Consider the following 16,350-nt stretch of genomic DNA (forward strand, 5'->3'; position numbering starts at 1 on the left):
CTAGCTCCTGACAATAGAAAAATTCAGGAGTATCCACGTGTTCAAACCCTGGCCCCTTGCCCTCGCCATAGCGCTGGCCAGCGCATCTGTAGCGCCTGCCTGGGCGCAAGGTTCCGCGCAGCAACAGCAGCAGCGTTTCGACCTGCCCGCCGCCAGCCTGGCGCAGACCCTCAACGCCATCGCCCGGCAGGGCGGGCAGGTGATGTCGCTCAACCCGGCGTTGGTCGCCGGCAAGCAGGCGCCCGCCATCCACGGTCAGATGAGCCCGCTGCAAGCCTTGCAGCAGGCCCTGGCAGGTAGCGGTCTGCAAGCGATCGTCACGGGCAATGGCACGTTCAGCGTTGAAACGGCGGTTGATGCCGAGGGCGCGCTGGAGCTGGGCGCCACCACCATCGACAGCCAGACATTGGGTGAGACCACCGAATTCTCCGGTTCCTACACCACCGGTGCCGTGACGATCGGCAAGAGCGCGCAGACGCTGCGACAAACACCGCAGTCGGTGACCGTAGTGACGCGCAAACTGATGGATGACAAGAATCTGGTGTCGCTGGATCAGGTGATGGCGCAGACCACCGGTATCACCCGCGCCAATCGCGGCTACGGCAACCACCATTTCAGCTCCCGCGGCTTCGACCTGACCGACGACAGCTATATGGTCGATGGTGTCGCCGGGCAGGCCTACGCCTATACCGGCTGGATGATCCCGGACATGGCGGTGTTCGATCGCGTGGAGGTGCTGCGCGGAGCGTCCGGGCTGCTGGTGGGGGCGGGCAATCCGGGTGGTGCGGTCAACCTGGTGCGTAAGCGTCCTACGCTCGATCCGCGTTTTTCTGTCACCACGCGTGCCGGCTCTTGGGACAACTATCGCCTTGACCTGGATGCCAGCGGCAAACTCAACGATGAAGGCACAGTGCGCGGGCGCATGATTGCGTCGTACGAGGACCGCGGTTACTTCACCGATGTCACCAAGTCCAAGCGGCCATTGCTGTACGGCATCCTCGAGGGCGACCTGAGCGACACCACCACCGTGGCGCTCGGCCTGCGTCGGCAGACCTCGCGCACCGATGGCTACAGCGTGCTGGGCCTGCCGAGAAATCCCGACGGCAGCAACCCGCATCTGCCGCGTTCGACGTTCCTGGGGCAGGACTGGGCCACGCTGCAGAGCCATACCGACGAGGTCTTCGCCGACCTCAACCACCGCTTCAACGACAACTGGACCGGCAAGCTGGCCGTGTCGCATTCCGAAAGCGGCTACAACCGCAGTGCCATCGAGTGGGGCGCCGAGGACACCCTGGAGTACGGCAGCCCGACCGGCCCGATGGTCAACGATGTCAGCTACCACAAGTTCGACGTCACCGCGAACGCGGTGGACGGCCATCTGGACGGTGAGTTCGAGGCGTTCGGGCTGAGCCATCAGGTGTCGCTGGGGGCCAACTGGTCGAAGCGCAAGATGAACGACAAGGAAGCGACCGTCGCCCTCGACAAGCCGATTCCGCTGAACGTCTACCGGCCCGACCATAACAACGTGCCCAAGCTGCGCCGTCAGGGTTGGGACTACAAGCAGGACACCTTCGACACGCGGTATGGCACCTACCTCAATGCGCGTCTGCACATGACCGAAGACCTGAGCCTGATCCTCGGTGGGCGGCTGAGCTGGTACAAGACCGAAACGCTTAGCGAGGACATCAATAACACCAACCAGCAGAAGCACGAGTTCACGCCCTTCGTGGGCACGATCTACGACCTCGACGAGCACTGGTCGTGGTACGCCAGCTATGCCGATATCTTCATGCCCCAGGCCGGTTATCGCACGGTCGGCGGGCAGATGCTCGACCCGGCGGTGGGTTCGAACTATGAAACCGGGATCAAGGGCGAGCTGTTCGACAAGCGCCTGAACGTCTCGCTGGCGCTGTTCTACATCGAACAGGAGAAAGTTGCTGCTCGCGATTATGCCAACGATGGCGAATGCCCCAACGATGTCGCGGGGCGCTGCTTCGTCAACAGCGATGGTATCAGCCGCAGCAAAGGCTTCGAGGCTGAGGCCAGTGGCGAGCTGCTGCCTGGCCTGCAAGTCGCGGCCGGTTACACGTTCAACACCACGCAGTCGGAAACCGGTGGGCCGATCTCGGCGCAGACGCCCAAGCACATGCTGCGGCTCAACAGCAACTACACCTTGCCGGGGCAGTGGAGCCGCCTCAGTGTCGGCGGCGGAGTATCAGCGCAGTCGCATTACTACGACGCCTACAACGGCGTGAGTAATAGCGGTCGGGCGATTTTCGATGCGCGGGCCGCCTACAAGCTCGACGCCAACTGGACGGTGGCGGTCGATGTAGAGAACCTGCTCGATCACAAATACTTCGACTCGACCGGCTACTGGACCCGCGGCACCACCTATGGCACGCCACGCAGTTACATGCTGACACTGCGCGGGGATTTCTGAGCGCGATGAGTGCGCGGCTATTAATAGAAGGCAGCCAGGCCGGCCCGGCATACGGGGCGGCCTGAGCGGCAGGTGTCATTTCACCGGCGGCGCCAGCAATGACCAGCGCCGATCGGTGATGATGAAAGGCGAATCGAAGGTGCCGTCTTCGCTGATGAAGGCTATGACCTGGGTCTGGGTTCGGTTCATGCGGGTGTCGACATCCGGCCAGAACAGCACGGGTGAATCTGCCGGTGGCTCGCCGAAGCGTTCGCTGAAGTAACTGTAGGCGGCGTTGTAGCTGCGCTCGCTGCCTGGCGTCACCAGGGCGCTATAGAGCACATCCTTGTAGAAGCACAAGGTCACTGCCGCGGCTGTGTTACCGGCCAAGGCATTGGCCACATTCTTGCCGTCGTAGCACGTACTGCCATTGGCGCTCTTACCCTTGTTCAGCGCAGGTTTTTTGTCGGGATAGGCGCGGCCCAGGTCGAAGCCTATGATGGTCACGGTCGCAGGTCTGGACTGCTCGATGTTCAGCGGCGGCAGATCAAAGCGGTAGTGCACCGGTTTCCCCGAGAACGCCACTTCCACCGTCAGGCTGCGTGCGTGCAGCAGAGCGCCAGTGAAGGCGCCCATGTCGGCCGGCACCAGTTTACCGTCAGCGTTGCCCAAGACCTTCAGTTCAGTGGTTGCACCTTGATCGAAGCGCACCTTGGCCGTGCAGGCAGTCCCTTGCTCGCCCTGGCAACTGTCTGGGCCGCCATCGGCGAAATTCAGCAACGCCGCAGGTTCGCCATCATGGCTGTCGATGACCATCAACTCCAGTCCCGGGCCATGGCCTCGCGTGGGGCTGGCAGGTTGCGTGTAAAAGGTGATGGGGCCAGGCTGCGAAGGGTCGTTGAGCTGGTTCTGCGACCACCCAGCATCGGCTGCCAGTGGTAACAGGCTCAGTGCAAGCAGGGTCTTCGGGGTCATCGTCATGTCGTCCTTGAACTCAAACCGCGCAATCTACAGCGCCAGCGCTTCGAACTGAAGCGTTGGTGCGGGGGGCACTCAACTCTGGTCGGGGCGCAAATGGCTCATGAAGCTCAGCGACTCGATTGCGTTCATGTAGCGTGCGAAGCGCGGGTCGCCCTGATTGAACGCGCTGGCGACGTTCTTGGCGTGCTCCAGGGTATCCCATACAGCGAGGTCGACGAACGTGCGGTCCGCGCTGATGGGGCTGTAGGGGCGGTAGTCGATCAGGCCCGGAAAGTCGCGCAGCGTCTGGCGAAGCTCGCTGCGAAGTGCCGGCATGTGGGCAACCTGTTCAGGCTTGACGGTGAAAACGGCCAGTTCGAGAACGTGGAAGGAATCAGGCATGGTAAGACTCTTGGCTGTGGATGAGCCGTCAGTGTCGAGGATCATCCTGACAGCGTGCTGTCAGTGCCGATCAGCGATTTCCACTGTTCAGCCTGATGGCGTGTATAGGCCTGCAGCGTGAGCTCGTGACGGTCGGCGGCGAACGGCGCGTCGAGCGCCACTGCCGCGATACGGTCGACGCGAAAATCGCGGTAGGCATCACGCGTCGTGCACCAACTGCCCAGAGTCCACTTGCCGCCCCAGTAGAACAACCCCAGCGGATAGACCAGGCGCTGCGAAGGTTGACCAGCCAGGCTCAGGTAGATAATCCGCACGCTCTGGCCTTTCTCGATCGCTTGACGCAGCGTGCCGAAATGATCGCGCATGACCGGCGGGGTGCGGCCCAGTGCGCGTAGTGCCACCTGGTCCGGTGCTGGCGCTGCGCCGGGTAGCGAGGCGGCCACTTTGCCGAGCAATGACCTCGCCGCAGCACCTAATGCCTGATCCGTGGTGCTGGCAAGCATGTCCACGGCCAGCATCAATGCTTCGAATTCGAGCGAGGTCAGCGACAAGGGCGGCAGTTCGAATGTGTCGTGCAGGGCGTAGCCGACGCCTGGCGTCCCATAAATCGGAATGCCGCTAAGCGAGATGTCGTCGATATAGCGGTAAATGCTGCGCACTGACACCTGCATGCGCTCGGCGAGTCTTTCTGCGCAAATGGGCTGGTGGGCACGAATCAGGTTGACCAGTTGGAACAGGCGATCAGCTTTGCGCATGGGGCTTCGTGGAGTATGTCGATGGAAAGGCGTGCACAGGGCGCCGCGTGTCAGGTGGGCAAGTTTAGCGCGGCGCAGCCGACGCCGGTGTAATGGTGCGCTTCGATTCTCCCAGCCAGAATTTGCACTGCCAGGACTTGAAATCCGTATGTCAGGCCCCATTTTCCAAGGCACTTCAAACAGGCTTTGCCAACCGAACGGGGCAAGGCTGATCGCCAGGCGGCACGTGCTGCTTGCAGAGGAACAGTCGATGATCGCCAAGGAACATCGCCAAAGCGCCGCGCTAGAGCGGTTTGCCCAGGCTAATCCGCAGTTGCTCGAGGAAATAAGCGGCCTCGACGCGCGCGAGCAGGCCCAGCAAATCGCCTGGGCGTTCGAGGATCAAGCCCAGAGCGAGGGGCTTGAGGCTTGGGAATATGCGCTCGAGCTGATCGCCGAGTCGCCGCAGGCGCTCGCCAGCATGCGCCTGGAAACCCATCAGGAAGTGGCGCAGGCGCTCGGTCTGGAATGGGAAGAATACTGCGTGTTCAACGAACTCGATCCGGCGGCGCCTTGATCGCTCGATCGGGGTGGTCGTCAGTGAAGTTGATATCGGGGCTCGGCGAGCGGTCGCCGGGGCTTTGAAGGTAATCGTCCGGTGTGGCGTTCCGTCAACGGGGTGGGGTGACTTCTGGTGGATGAATCACTAGAATGTTCGCCCTTGATTCTGGAGTCGGGCTATCGCCGGCTAACGTCTGTGCAACGAGGAATATCCATGCAAGTTTCTGTTGAAAACACTTCTGCTCTCGAGCGCCGCATGACCATCGCCGTTCCGGCCGAGCGCGTCGAGAGCGAAGTCAACAAGCGTCTGCAACAGACTGCCCGTCGTGCCAAGGTCCCGGGCTTCCGTCCAGGCAAGGTGCCCATGAGCGTCATCCGTCAGCGCTACGAAGAAGCCGCTCGCCAGGAAGCCTTCGGTGACCTGGTGCAGTCGTCCTTCTATGAAGCTGTGGTCGAGCAGAAGCTGAACCCGGCAGGCGCGCCGTCGGTCGAGCCCAAGTCGTTCGAAAAAGGCGGCGACCTCGAGTTCGTTGCAGTCTTCGAAGTCTTCCCCGAGTTCACCGTTGCCGGCCTGGAGTCGATCAGCGTCGAGCGCCTGAGCGCCGAAGTGGCCGAGTCGGACCTAGACAACATGCTGGAAGTGCTGCGCAAGCAGAACGTCCGTTTCGAGGCTGTCGAGCGCGCAGCGCAGAACGACGACCAGGTGACTATCGATTTCGTTGGCAAGGTCGACGGTGAAGTGTTCCAGGGCGGTTCGGCCAAGGGCACTCAGCTGGTGCTGGGTTCCGGCCGCATGATCCCCGGCTTCGAAGATGGCCTGGTCGGCGCCAAGGCGGGTGAAGAGCGTGTCGTCAACGTCACCTTCCCCGAGGACTACCAGAACCTCGAGCTGGCCGGCAAGGCTGCCGAGTTCACCATCACCGTCAACGCCGTGGCCGCACCCGAGCTGCCTGAGCTGAACGAAGCCTTCTTCGCCCAGTTCGGTATCAAGGAATCGTCGCTGGAAGGTTTCCGCACCGAAGTTCGCAAGAACATGGAGCGTGAACTGCGTCAGGCCATCAAGGCCAAGGTCAAGAACCAGGTCATGGACGGTCTGCTGGCCGCCAACCCGGTCGAGGTGCCGAAGGCGCTGCTGCAGAACGAAGTCGACCGTCTGCGCGTGCAGGCCGTTCAGCAGTTCGGTGGCAACATCAAGCCCGATCAACTGCCGGCCGACCTGTTCGAAGAGCAGGCCAAGCGCCGCGTCGTACTGGGCCTGATCGTCGCTGAAGTGGTCAGGCAGTTCGACCTCAAGCCAGACGATGCCAAAGTGCGTGAAGTGATCGAGGAAATGGCGTCGGCCTACCAGGAACCAGAACAAGTCATCGCCTGGTACTACAAGAACGACCAGCAGATGAACGAGGTTCGTTCGGTTGTGCTGGAAGAACAAGTTGTAGATACTGTTCTGCAGAAAGCGACTGTGACCGACAAGTCGGTCTCGTACGAAGATGCGGTAAAACCAGCACAGGCTCCTGCCGCTGAGTAACACTGCTTTAATCGTAGGAAGCCCACACAAGCCAGCCTTCGCGCTGGCTTGTGTGTATTCAAGCCATGACTATTTGGGAGTGAGTGCAGGACATGTCCCGCAATTCTTATATGCAGCAGAGCTCTGACATTCAGGCCGCAGGCGGTCTGGTCCCGATGGTAGTCGAGCAGTCCGCCCGTGGCGAACGTGCCTACGACATCTACTCGCGTCTTCTCAAGGAGCGCGTGATTTTCCTGGTCGGTCCCGTCGAGGACTACATGGCCAACCTGGTCGTGGCGCAGATGCTGTTCCTCGAAGCGGAAAATCCTGACAAGGATATCCATCTCTACATCAACTCGCCGGGTGGTTCGGTGACTGCGGGCATGTCGATCTACGACACCATGCAGTTCATCAAGCCGGACGTCTCGACCATCTGCATCGGTCAGGCGTGCAGCATGGGCGCGTTCCTGCTGGCCGCCGGTGCCAAGGGCAAGCGTCACTGCCTGCCGAACTCGCGGGTGATGATTCACCAGCCGCTGGGCGGCTTCCAGGGCCAGGCCACCGACATCGAAATTCACGCGCAGGAAATCCTCAGCATCAAGGCGCGCCTGAACGAGCTGCTGGCCTACCATACCGGGCAAGACCTGGAAACCATCAAGCGTGACACCGAGCGTGACAACTTCATGAGCGCCTCGCGTGCGGCCGAGTACGGCCTGGTCGACTCGGTCTACGACAAGCGGCAACTGGCGTCCTGACGCTGGCAGACCAAGCAGGCCGGGGCGCCATGCCTCGGCCTGTGGACTTGAAAAAGCCTGCAGTTGCCTTCATCTTGTGTTGCAAGCCTACCCGGATTGGATCGATCGAATGACTGACACCCGTAACGGCGAGGACAGCGGCAAATTGCTCTATTGCTCCTTCTGCGGCAAAAGCCAACATGAAGTGCGCAAATTGATTGCTGGCCCCTCGGTATTTATCTGCGACGAGTGCGTCGACCTGTGCAACGACATCATCCGCGAGGAGGTGCAGGAAGCCCAGGCCGAAAGCAGCGCGCACAAATTGCCTTCGCCTAAAGAAATCAGCGGCATCCTGGACCAGTATGTGATTGGTCAGGAACGCGCGAAAAAGGTGCTTGCCGTAGCGGTCTACAACCACTACAAGCGCCTCAATCAGCGCGACAAGAAAGGCGAAGAAGTCGAGCTTGGCAAAAGCAACATCCTGCTCATTGGGCCTACCGGCTCGGGCAAGACATTGCTGGCCGAAACCCTCGCGCGACTGTTGAACGTGCCGTTCACCATCGCTGACGCCACCACGTTGACCGAAGCAGGCTACGTGGGCGAAGACGTCGAGAACATCATTCAGAAATTGCTGCAAAAGTGCGATTACGATGTCGAGAAGGCCCAGATGGGTATCGTCTACATCGATGAAATCGACAAGATTTCGCGCAAGTCCGACAACCCTTCGATCACCCGTGATGTATCGGGCGAAGGCGTTCAGCAAGCGCTGCTCAAACTGATCGAAGGCACGGTCGCCTCGGTTCCGCCGCAAGGCGGTCGCAAGCATCCCCAGCAGGAATTTCTGCAGGTCGATACGCGCAACATCCTGTTCATCTGTGGTGGCGCCTTCTCCGGTCTCGAGAAAGTCATCCAGAACCGCTCTGCCAAGGGTGGTATCGGCTTTGGGGCGCAAGTGCGCAGCAAGGAAGAGGGCAAGAAGGTCGGCGAATCGCTGCGTGAAGTCGAGCCGGACGATCTGGTCAAGTTCGGCCTGATTCCCGAGTTCGTCGGTCGTCTGCCGGTTCTGGCCACCCTCGATGAGCTCGACGAGGCTGCCTTGGTGCAGATTCTCACCGAGCCCAAGAACGCGCTGACCAAGCAGTACGGCAAGTTGTTCGAGATGGAAGGCGTCGACCTCGAATTCCGCAGTGATGCGCTCAAGGCCGTGGCACGCAAGGCCCTGGAGCGCAAGACCGGTGCTCGTGGCCTGCGCTCGATCCTCGAAGGCATCCTGCTCGACACCATGTACGACATTCCTTCGCAGAAGGACGTCAGCAAGGTGGTCATCGACGAAAGCGTCATCGAAGGCAGCTCGCAGCCGCTGTTGATCTACGAGAACAGCGAGCCGCAAGCCAAGGCTGCTCCGGACGCCTGAGTCCACCAGCCACGCGCAAGCGACACCGAAAGGGGCCTACGGGCCCCTTTCTGCTTTTACTGGCTTCAGCGCTTGTAATTTTGCGGACCTACCCCCACATTAACCCCCAAGCAATATTTCCACCGGTTTCCGGCCCCTGGGCCGCTGTAGAGGCGAAATCATGAAGACCACCCTCGACTTGCCTCTTTTGCCATTGCGCGATGTCGTCGTATACCCGCACATGGTCATCCCGCTGTTCGTGGGGCGTGAAAAGTCCATCGAAGCCCTCGAAGCTGCGATGACGGGCGAAAAGCAGATCCTCCTGCTGGCCCAGAAGAATCCTGCCGATGATGATCCGGGCGAAGACGCGCTCTATCAGGTCGGCACCGTCGCAACCGTACTGCAGCTGCTGAAATTGCCCGATGGAACCGTCAAGGTGCTGGTCGAGGGCGAGCAGCGCGGCGCGGTCGAGCATTTCAATGAAGTCGATGGGCACATCCGCGCAGAAGTGACCCTGATCGATGAGGTCGACACGGCCGAGCGTGAGTCGGAAGTGTTCGTCCGCACCCTGCTGTCGCAATTCGAGCAGTACGTGCAACTGGGCAAGAAGGTGCCTTCCGAGGTGCTGTCTTCACTCAACAGCATCGATGAGCCAGGGCGTCTGGTCGACACCATGGCCGCGCACATGGCCTTGAAGATCGAGCAGAAGCAGGAAATCCTCGAGATCATCGACCTTTCGGCACGTGTCGAACATGTCTTGGCCTTGCTCGATGGTGAAATCGATCTGCTGCAGGTCGAGAAGCGCATCCGTGGCCGGGTGAAAAAGCAGATGGAGCGAAGCCAGCGCGAGTACTACCTGAATGAGCAGATGAAGGCCATTCAGAAGGAGCTGGGCGATGGCGACGAAGGCCACAACGAAATCGAAGAGCTGAAAAAACGTATCGAGGCAGCTGGCCTGCCCAAGGATGCGCTGACCAAGGCCCAGGCCGAGCTGAACAAGCTCAAGCAGATGTCGCCGATGTCTGCCGAGGCCACAGTGGTTCGCTCGTACCTCGACTGGCTGGTGCAGGTGCCGTGGAAGGCACAGAGCAAGGTTCGCCTGGATCTGAGCAAGGCCGAGGAAATCCTCGATGCCGATCACTATGGTCTGGAAGAAGTCAAAGAGCGGATTCTCGAGTATCTCGCCGTACAGAAACGGGTGAAGAAGATTCGCGGGCCGGTGCTGTGCCTGGTGGGGCCTCCCGGTGTGGGCAAGACTTCGCTGGCAGAATCGATCGCCACCGCGACCAATCGCAAGTTCGTGCGCATGGCATTGGGCGGCGTACGCGACGAGGCCGAGATCCGCGGCCACCGTCGCACCTACATCGGCTCGATGCCCGGTCGCCTGATCCAGAAGATGACCAAGGTCGGCGTGCGCAACCCGCTGTTCCTGCTCGATGAAATCGACAAGATGGGCAGCGACATGCGCGGCGACCCGGCCTCGGCGTTGCTGGAGGTGCTCGATCCCGAGCAGAACCACAACTTCAATGACCATTACCTCGAAGTCGACTACGACCTGTCCGACGTGATGTTCCTCTGCACCTCGAACTCGATGAATATCCCGCCGGCGTTGCTGGACCGGATGGAAATCATCCGTTTGCCGGGCTACACCGAAGACGAAAAGATCAACATCGCCGTCAAGTACCTGACCCCCAAGCAGATCAAGGCCAACGGTCTGAAAAAGACCGAAGTGGAAATCGACGTCAGCGCCATCCGTGACATCATCCGCTACTACACCCGTGAAGCCGGGGTGCGTGGCCTGGAGCGGCAGATCGCCAAGGTCTGCCGCAAGGTGGTCAAGGAGCACAGCGGGCAGAAGCAGTTCCACGTCAAGGTCACGGGCGAGCAACTCGAACACCTGCTGGGCGTTCGCAAGTTCCGCTACGGCCTGGCCGAGCAGCAGGACCAGATTGGCCAGGTCACAGGGCTAGCCTGGACCCAGGTCGGTGGCGAACTGCTGACCATCGAGTCGGTAGTCATTCCCGGCAAGGGGCAGTTGATCAAGACCGGCTCGCTGGGCGATGTGATGGTCGAGTCCATCACTGCCGCGCAAACCGTGGTACGCAGTCGCGCCCGCAGCCTCGGCATTGCGCCGGACTTCCATGAGAAGCACGACGTGCATATCCACATGCCGGAGGGCGCTACGCCCAAGGATGGCCCAAGCGCCGGTATCGGCATGTGCACCGCGCTGGTCTCGGCACTGACGCAGATTCCGGTGCGGGCCGATGTTGCCATGACCGGTGAAATCACCCTGCGCGGTCAGGTGCTGGCAATCGGTGGCCTGAAAGAAAAACTGCTGGCGGCGCACCGGGGTGGAATCAAGACAGTGATCATTCCAGAGGAAAATGTTCGTGATCTGAAGGAGATTCCTGAAAATATCAAACAGGATCTTCAGATCAAACCGGTCAAATGGATTGACGAAGTCCTCCAAATTGCGCTGCAATACGCCCCCGAGCCCTTGCCAGACGTGGCTCCGGAGATTGTCGCCAAAGAAGAAAAGCGCGACAGCGATGCCAAGGACAGAATCAGCACGCATTAGTAGATAGTTGCCTGGATACGCCATTTCACCGTTTTGCTGGCGCTTCCTATACGGCGCCCGCCAGCGTCAACCGGTAATCCAGGCATATCTTCGTACGCCTTCATCAAGCTTTCAGAATTAAACTCAAATAGAGAAACAAGGGGACTTAGAGTGAACAAGTCGGAACTGATTGACGCTATTGCCGCTTCTGCTGACATTTCCAAAGCCACTGCCGGTAAGGCCCTGGACGCTGTAATCGAGTCCGTCACTGGCGCCATGCAGAAAGGTGACGATGTGGTACTGGTCGGCTTCGGCACCTTCACTGTCAAGGAGCGCGCCGAGCGTACCGGTCGCAACCCGCAGACAGGCGCAGCCATCAAGATCGCCTCTGCCAAAGTGCCTAGCTTCAAGCCGGGCAAAGGTCTGAAGGACGCCGTCAACTAAGGCGTCTTTTTCAGCCGACCCAGGCAATGCCCGGGTCGACCGCGTGATGGCGGGAACACCATCCCCGCCGGGCACGCCCGCTTCGAGAAGGCGCATCCACAGGATGCGCCTTTCTTCATATCAGGACTCTACCCACGCTCCGCGGTTGTTTACGCAGTGGTACAACCGTTTCTGGGGGACGCATGCTGCAGAATATCAGGGACAATTCACAGGGTTGGATTGCCAAGACCATCATCGGCCTCATCGTCGTGCTGATGGCATTGACCGGCTTCGAAGCCATTTTCCAGGCCGCCAGCCACAGCCAGGATGCTGCCAAGGTCAACGGTGAAACCATCAGTCAGAACGAGCTGAGCCAGGCTGTCGACATGCAGCGCCGGCAACTCATGCAGCAGTTGGGCAAGGACTTCGATCCGGCTCGTCTGGATGACAAGATGTTGCGTGAGGAAGCCTTGAAAGGGCTGATCGAACGCAAGTTGCTGTTGCACGGGGCCAAGGATGCCAAGTTCGCCTTCTCCGAGGCCGCGCTGGACCAGGTCATCCTGCAAACGCCGGAATTCCAGGTCGACGGTAAATTCAACGCCGAACGTTTCGATCAGGTCATTCGCCAACTGGGCTACGGCCGTATGCAGTTCCGCGACATGCTTGGCGAAGAAATGCTGATTGGCCAATTGCGTACGGGTATCGCCGGCAGCAGTTTCGTCACCGACAAGCAGGTCGAAGCCTTCGCCCGACTTGAAAAGCAGACCCGTGACTTCGCTTCGTTGACCTTCAAGGCCAATCCGAGCGCCGTGCAGGTCAGCGACGATGAGGTCAAGGCGCATTACGATCAGCACGCCAAGGAGTTCATGACCCCCGATCAAGCGGTCATCGACTATATCGAGCTGAAGAAGTCGGCGTTCTTCGACCAGGTCAAGGTCAGCGACGAAGCGTTGCAGGCTCTGTACGAGAAAGAAACCGCGAACCTGGCCGAGCAGCGTCACGCTGCGCACATTCTCATCGAAGTCAATGACAAGACCGACGATGCCCAGGCCAAGGCCCGTATCGAAGAGATCCAGCAGCGCCTGAGCAAAGGCGAAGACTTCGCCACGCTGGCCAAGGAGTTCTCCCAGGACCCAGGTTCTGCTGCCAGTGGCGGTGATCTGGGCTTTGCCGGCCCGGGTGTTTACGACCCAAGCTTCGAAGATGCGCTGTACAAGCTCAACCAGGACCAGGTCTCGGCGCCGGTTCGCACCGAGTTCGGCTATCACCTGATCAAGCTGTTGGGTGTTGAAGCGCCCGAGGTTCCGAGCTTCGCCAGCCTCAAGGAAAAACTGTCCCGCGAGCTGAAAACCCAGCAGGTCGAGCAGCGTTTCGTCGAAGTCACCAAGCAGCTCGAAGACTCTGCGTTCGAAGCCTCCGATCTGGCTCAGCCGGCCCAGGACCTGGGTCTGAAAGTGCAGACCTCGGCACCCTTCGGTCGCGAGGGCGGCGAGGGCATCACGGCCAACCGTGCGGTGATCCAGGCAGCGTTCAGCGAAGAGGTGCTGGATGAAGGCGCCAACAGCAGCGCGCTCGAACTCGATCCGGAAACCATCGTGGTCCTGCGGGTCAAGGAGCATCGTCGTCCGACCCAGCTGCCGCTGGAGGCCGTCGCGCAGAGCATTCGCCAGCAACTGGCCAAGGACAAGGCCACGGCTGAGCTGAAGGCCAAGGCTGACAAGCTGGTGGCCGGTCTGGAAGACGGCTCGGTCAACGCCGACGCCGCCCATGATGGCCAGGCCTGGAAGGTTCAGGAAGCGGTGAGTCGCGGTCAGGACGGCATCGATCCGGTCGAGCTGCAGGCGGTATTCCGCATGGCCAAGCCCACAGCGGCCAACAAGCCGGTGTACGGCAGTGCCGTGCTCAACGATGGCAGCCTGGTGGTGCTCAAGCTCAAGGGTGTCAACGAAGGTGCCGCCGCCACCGACCAGGAAAAGCAGCAGATCGCCCGCTACCTTGCCTCCCGCGAAGGTCAGCAGGACTTCGCTGCGTTCCGCAAGCAGCTTGAAGCCAAGGCCGATATCACGCGCTATTGAGTTTCACGCTGAACGAAACAGGCCGCTGATGCGGCCTGTTTCGTTTCTGGCTCAGCGCTGCTGGCGTTCGTAGGTATCCAGCGTGTCGCGAGCGATTTCCCGGCCCAGAGCGATCAGCTCAGGGGCCTTGTAGAACTCGAAGAACCGGCACACGCGCTTGGGCACGTTGATCAGCACATCCGGCGGATAGCCGGCGATCTTGTACTGTGCCAGCGAGGTCTGCATGACCTCGAAGCTCTGGTTGATCAGATCCAGCAGTGAAGCCGGTCCGACGTTGTCGATGATGAACGAGCCTGTGGCAGACTTCGGCGCGGCGTCCGTCTCAGGTGCAGCGGCCGGCTGCTGACCTTCGGGGTCCGCCCCCTCGTTGAGCCATGGGTTGGCCTGGGGCGCATGTCCGGTGCTGATTTCCCGATCGATGCGCATGAGCCGTTCAGCGGGTTTGCGGCGAAACGGCAGGTGCGAGCCGAGGGAGTTGATCAGCGCATCGAAGCGCATCTTGAAGGCCGCAGGTCGCTCGATCACCGGGAGCTGGTAATGGTTGTGGTTGGTGGCGTTGAGGTTGACCGCGACGATCAGGTCGCAGTGACTCGAAACCACCGGCACGATGGGCAGCGGGTTGAGAATGCCGCCGTCGACCAGCATGCGATTGCCTTGCTGAACCGGGGTGAACAGGCTGGGTATCGCGGCCGAGGCGCGCATGGCCTGATGCAGGCAGCCTTCCTGGAACCAGATTTCCTGTTGGTGGGTCAGGTCGGCAGCGATGGCGGTATAGGGGATGCGTAACTGTTCGATGTTGATCTCGCCGACGATCTTGCGGATCTGGCCGAAGACCTTGTCGCCACGGATCGCCCCGAGGCGGAAGCTGACATCGACCAGACGCAACACATCCAGGTAGTCGAGGCTTTCGATCCAGCGGCGGTATTCAGGCAGTTTGCCCGCGGCGTAGATGCCGCCGATGACCGCACCCATCGAACAGCCGGCGATGCAGGCGATGTCATAACCGCGTCGTTCGAGTTCCTCGATCACGCCGATATGCGCATAGCCGCGTGCGCCGCCCGAGCCCAGAACCAATGCCACCCGCTTACTCATGAACAACTCCGCCTTATCTGCACCCGCGCCACAATGAACCACTGGCCTGCACGATTCAATCGGCGCGGTGGCAGGAGGCGTATCTGGGCACTTTTGCTCCGTTTACAGAGTCTCAACAGCCACCGAGTGTCCACCTTTAGAGGTTCCCAAGATGAAAGCCTGGATTTGTCTGCCCATGATCGTTCTGGCGCTGGCCGGCTGTGCCGGCAAGACGGCCTACCGCGAAAGCTGCGGCACTCAGCTCAACGCTGCCTGGAAAGAGCTGGACCTTGCCAAGGCCGAGGGCTTTGCCGGGACTGTCAGTTATTCGAAGGCGCTGTCACTGCTGACCGGGGCCAAGACCCAGCAGCAGTTCGAAGGCTTTGAAGGCTGCACCAGGAAGGCCGAGAAGGCACGCTTCTACATTCGTGAATCGCGCGCTGGTCGCTGATCGAGGAGCTTTGCATGTCTGCCATGGTTGATCACATCATTGTCCAGGTGCTGTGTCTTCAGGTACGTCTGCTGGCCTGCCGTGAGCGCCTGGCGGCCGACACCGACAGTGAAGCGCTGCACGATCTGCGCACCAGCACCCGCCGTTTGCGTAGCCTGGTGCGGCCACTGCGCGGCTTGCCAGGCGTCGAGCCGCTGGAGCAGGCCGCCCGCGCCCTGGGCAGCCTGACCACGCCTCTACGCGATCGCGAGGTGCTGGCGGCGCATTTGCTCGAACGCGGGCAGCAGGCGGCGGGCCAGCAGCGCATGCGTCAGCGCACCCATGATTTTCGGGGTGTGGCTGCCAGCGGCGAGCTGTCTCGCCTGCTGGGCATCCTCGACGCCTTTCCCTCGTTCCTGCGCGCCGCTGAGCGCGACGGCTTGCTCGATGGCCTGAAGGCCGATGTCGACAAGCGTCTGCGCAAGCAGTGGCGCAAGCTGGAAAAGGGTCTGGCCGATCCCGAGCACGATCGACATCGCTTGCGCTTGTTGATCAAGCGGGTGCGCTACGGGGACGAGGCGTACCCGCAACTCGATCACGCCGGCAAGAAGCTGCGCAGCGTGCTCAAGCGTGCACAAGGCGATCTGGGTGATTGGCACGACAGACTGCAATGGCTGCTGATGGCCGATGAGCAGGCCGATCTGGCCTCGTGCGTGGAGCAGTGGCAGGAGGAAATTAAAGGCTTCGAGGGTCAATCGGACCGCACCCTCAAGCGCCTCGACGCCGCGCTGTTGCGGCGCTGATCAGAGGATACTCAGTGGCTTGAGCGGGCAGGGCGAGGGCGCATCTGCCAGCCAGCGGCGATGGCGATCGCGCCAACGGCCAGTTGCGCGATATCCAGTGCGGCCAGGCCACTGACCACCAGTAGCGTGCCGGGCACGATCAGCGCCAATGCAAGCAGTTGCATGACTTGTGCACTGCTCGGATGCAGGCTCAAGGGCTGGATACGCCAATGACTGGCAAGCAGGTGATGCAGACGTTTGCTCATGGAATCTTCCTCGCGGTGATTGCATGAGCCTAGTGCCCA

General features: G+C 60.8%; 15 protein-coding genes. 10 read left to right on the top strand and 5 right to left on the bottom strand.

Annotated elements, in window-relative coordinates; translation table 11 throughout:
- Nucleotides 1-37: 37 nt before the first annotated feature.
- The gene (locus tag LK03_RS13325; RefSeq protein WP_038412854.1) at nt 38-2,440 is read left to right on the top strand and encodes a TonB-dependent siderophore receptor; all 2,403 of its coding nucleotides are present in this window, start codon (nt 38-40) and stop codon (nt 2,438-2,440) included.
- Nucleotides 2,441-2,515: 75 nt separating this feature from the next.
- On the opposite strand, the gene LK03_RS13330 is transcribed toward LK03_RS13325, so the two are convergent.
- From LK03_RS13330 to LK03_RS13340, 3 genes are all read right to left on the bottom strand, one after another.
- Nucleotides 2,516-3,394: a hypothetical protein gene (locus LK03_RS13330; RefSeq protein ID WP_038412855.1), complete on the bottom strand. Its 879-nt coding sequence runs from the start codon at nt 3,392-3,394 to the stop codon at nt 2,516-2,518.
- A 78-nt stretch (nt 3,395-3,472) separates the two neighbouring features.
- Nucleotides 3,473-3,781, bottom strand: coding sequence for an antibiotic biosynthesis monooxygenase (locus LK03_RS13335; protein ID WP_038412856.1), 309 nt, complete (start codon nt 3,779-3,781; stop codon nt 3,473-3,475).
- Between the two features lie 41 nt (nt 3,782-3,822).
- Complete coding sequence (locus LK03_RS13340) at nt 3,823-4,536, bottom strand: helix-turn-helix transcriptional regulator (protein WP_038412857.1); 714 nt, start codon at nt 4,534-4,536, stop codon at nt 3,823-3,825.
- Nucleotides 4,537-4,786: 250 nt separating this feature from the next.
- Here LK03_RS13340 and LK03_RS13345 point away from each other — a divergent pair, with 250 nt between their 5' ends.
- The 7 genes from LK03_RS13345 to LK03_RS13375 all read left to right on the top strand — a co-directional run bounded on the left by LK03_RS13345 (nt 4,787) and on the right by LK03_RS13375 (nt 13,762).
- Nucleotides 4,787-5,092, top strand: a complete 306-nt coding sequence (locus LK03_RS13345) for a DUF6388 family protein (protein WP_038412858.1) — start codon at nt 4,787-4,789, stop codon at nt 5,090-5,092.
- A 198-nt stretch (nt 5,093-5,290) separates the two neighbouring features.
- The gene (gene tig, locus LK03_RS13350; protein WP_038412859.1) at nt 5,291-6,601 is read left to right on the top strand and encodes a trigger factor; all 1,311 of its coding nucleotides are present in this window, start codon (nt 5,291-5,293) and stop codon (nt 6,599-6,601) included.
- Between the two features lie 92 nt (nt 6,602-6,693).
- Entirely contained in the window at nt 6,694-7,335 is a 642-nt protein-coding gene (gene clpP / locus LK03_RS13355) for an ATP-dependent Clp endopeptidase proteolytic subunit ClpP (protein WP_028694418.1), read from the top strand.
- Nucleotides 7,336-7,444: 109 nt separating this feature from the next.
- On the top strand, nt 7,445-8,728 hold the full coding sequence (gene clpX, locus LK03_RS13360; protein ID WP_038412860.1) for an ATP-dependent Clp protease ATP-binding subunit ClpX: 1,284 nt from the start codon (nt 7,445-7,447) through the stop codon (nt 8,726-8,728).
- A 160-nt stretch (nt 8,729-8,888) separates the two neighbouring features.
- Entirely contained in the window at nt 8,889-11,285 is a 2,397-nt protein-coding gene (lon, locus tag LK03_RS13365) for an endopeptidase La (protein WP_038412861.1), read from the top strand.
- Between the two features lie 150 nt (nt 11,286-11,435).
- Entirely contained in the window at nt 11,436-11,708 is a 273-nt protein-coding gene (locus LK03_RS13370; RefSeq protein WP_038412862.1) for an HU family DNA-binding protein, read from the top strand.
- Nucleotides 11,709-11,890: 182 nt separating this feature from the next.
- Complete coding sequence (locus LK03_RS13375; protein WP_038412863.1) at nt 11,891-13,762, top strand: SurA N-terminal domain-containing protein; 1,872 nt, start codon at nt 11,891-11,893, stop codon at nt 13,760-13,762.
- Nucleotides 13,763-13,813: 51 nt separating this feature from the next.
- Here the strand turns inward: LK03_RS13375 and LK03_RS13380 are convergent, their stop codons facing one another.
- Nucleotides 13,814-14,854: a patatin-like phospholipase family protein gene (locus LK03_RS13380; protein ID WP_038412864.1), complete on the bottom strand. Its 1,041-nt coding sequence runs from the start codon at nt 14,852-14,854 to the stop codon at nt 13,814-13,816.
- Between the two features lie 151 nt (nt 14,855-15,005).
- On the opposite strand from LK03_RS13380, the gene LK03_RS13385 reads away from it, so the two are divergent.
- Together LK03_RS13385 and LK03_RS13390 are read left to right on the top strand one after the other, a co-directional pair.
- The gene (locus LK03_RS13385; RefSeq protein ID WP_038412865.1) at nt 15,006-15,284 is read left to right on the top strand and encodes a hypothetical protein; all 279 of its coding nucleotides are present in this window, start codon (nt 15,006-15,008) and stop codon (nt 15,282-15,284) included.
- 14 nt (nt 15,285-15,298) lie between these two features.
- Nucleotides 15,299-16,066: a CHAD domain-containing protein gene (locus tag LK03_RS13390; RefSeq protein ID WP_038412866.1), complete on the top strand. Its 768-nt coding sequence runs from the start codon at nt 15,299-15,301 to the stop codon at nt 16,064-16,066.
- Nucleotides 16,067-16,077: 11 nt separating this feature from the next.
- Here the strand turns inward: LK03_RS13390 and LK03_RS13395 are convergent, their stop codons facing one another.
- The gene (locus LK03_RS13395; protein WP_038414719.1) at nt 16,078-16,311 is read right to left on the bottom strand and encodes a hypothetical protein; all 234 of its coding nucleotides are present in this window, start codon (nt 16,309-16,311) and stop codon (nt 16,078-16,080) included.
- Nucleotides 16,312-16,350: the final 39 nt, after the last annotated feature.

This window comes from Pseudomonas cremoricolorata (assembly GCF_000759535.1).
GTDB classification, from domain to species: Bacteria; Pseudomonadota; Gammaproteobacteria; order Pseudomonadales; family Pseudomonadaceae; genus Aquipseudomonas; species Aquipseudomonas cremoricolorata_A.

Coding starts and splice junctions, on each gene's coding strand:
- LK03_RS13330 (WP_038412855.1), bottom strand. CDS start 3,394: ATGACCCCGAAGACCCTGCTTGCACTGAGCCTGTTACCACTGGCAGCC.
- LK03_RS13335 (WP_038412856.1), bottom strand. CDS start 3,781: ATGCCTGATTCCTTCCACGTTCTCGAACTGGCCGTTTTCACCGTCAAG.
- LK03_RS13340 (WP_038412857.1), bottom strand. CDS start 4,536: ATGCGCAAAGCTGATCGCCTGTTCCAACTGGTCAACCTGATTCGTGCC.
- LK03_RS13345 (WP_038412858.1), top strand. CDS start 4,787: ATGATCGCCAAGGAACATCGCCAAAGCGCCGCGCTAGAGCGGTTTGCC.
- tig (WP_038412859.1), top strand. CDS start 5,291: ATGCAAGTTTCTGTTGAAAACACTTCTGCTCTCGAGCGCCGCATGACC.
- clpP (WP_028694418.1), top strand. CDS start 6,694: ATGTCCCGCAATTCTTATATGCAGCAGAGCTCTGACATTCAGGCCGCA.
- clpX (WP_038412860.1), top strand. CDS start 7,445: ATGACTGACACCCGTAACGGCGAGGACAGCGGCAAATTGCTCTATTGC.
- lon (WP_038412861.1), top strand. CDS start 8,889: ATGAAGACCACCCTCGACTTGCCTCTTTTGCCATTGCGCGATGTCGTC.
- LK03_RS13375 (WP_038412863.1), top strand. CDS start 11,891: ATGCTGCAGAATATCAGGGACAATTCACAGGGTTGGATTGCCAAGACC.
- LK03_RS13380 (WP_038412864.1), bottom strand. CDS start 14,854: ATGAGTAAGCGGGTGGCATTGGTTCTGGGCTCGGGCGGCGCACGCGGC.
- LK03_RS13385 (WP_038412865.1), top strand. CDS start 15,006: ATGAAAGCCTGGATTTGTCTGCCCATGATCGTTCTGGCGCTGGCCGGC.
- LK03_RS13390 (WP_038412866.1), top strand. CDS start 15,299: ATGTCTGCCATGGTTGATCACATCATTGTCCAGGTGCTGTGTCTTCAG.
- LK03_RS13395 (WP_038414719.1), bottom strand. CDS start 16,311: ATGAGCAAACGTCTGCATCACCTGCTTGCCAGTCATTGGCGTATCCAG.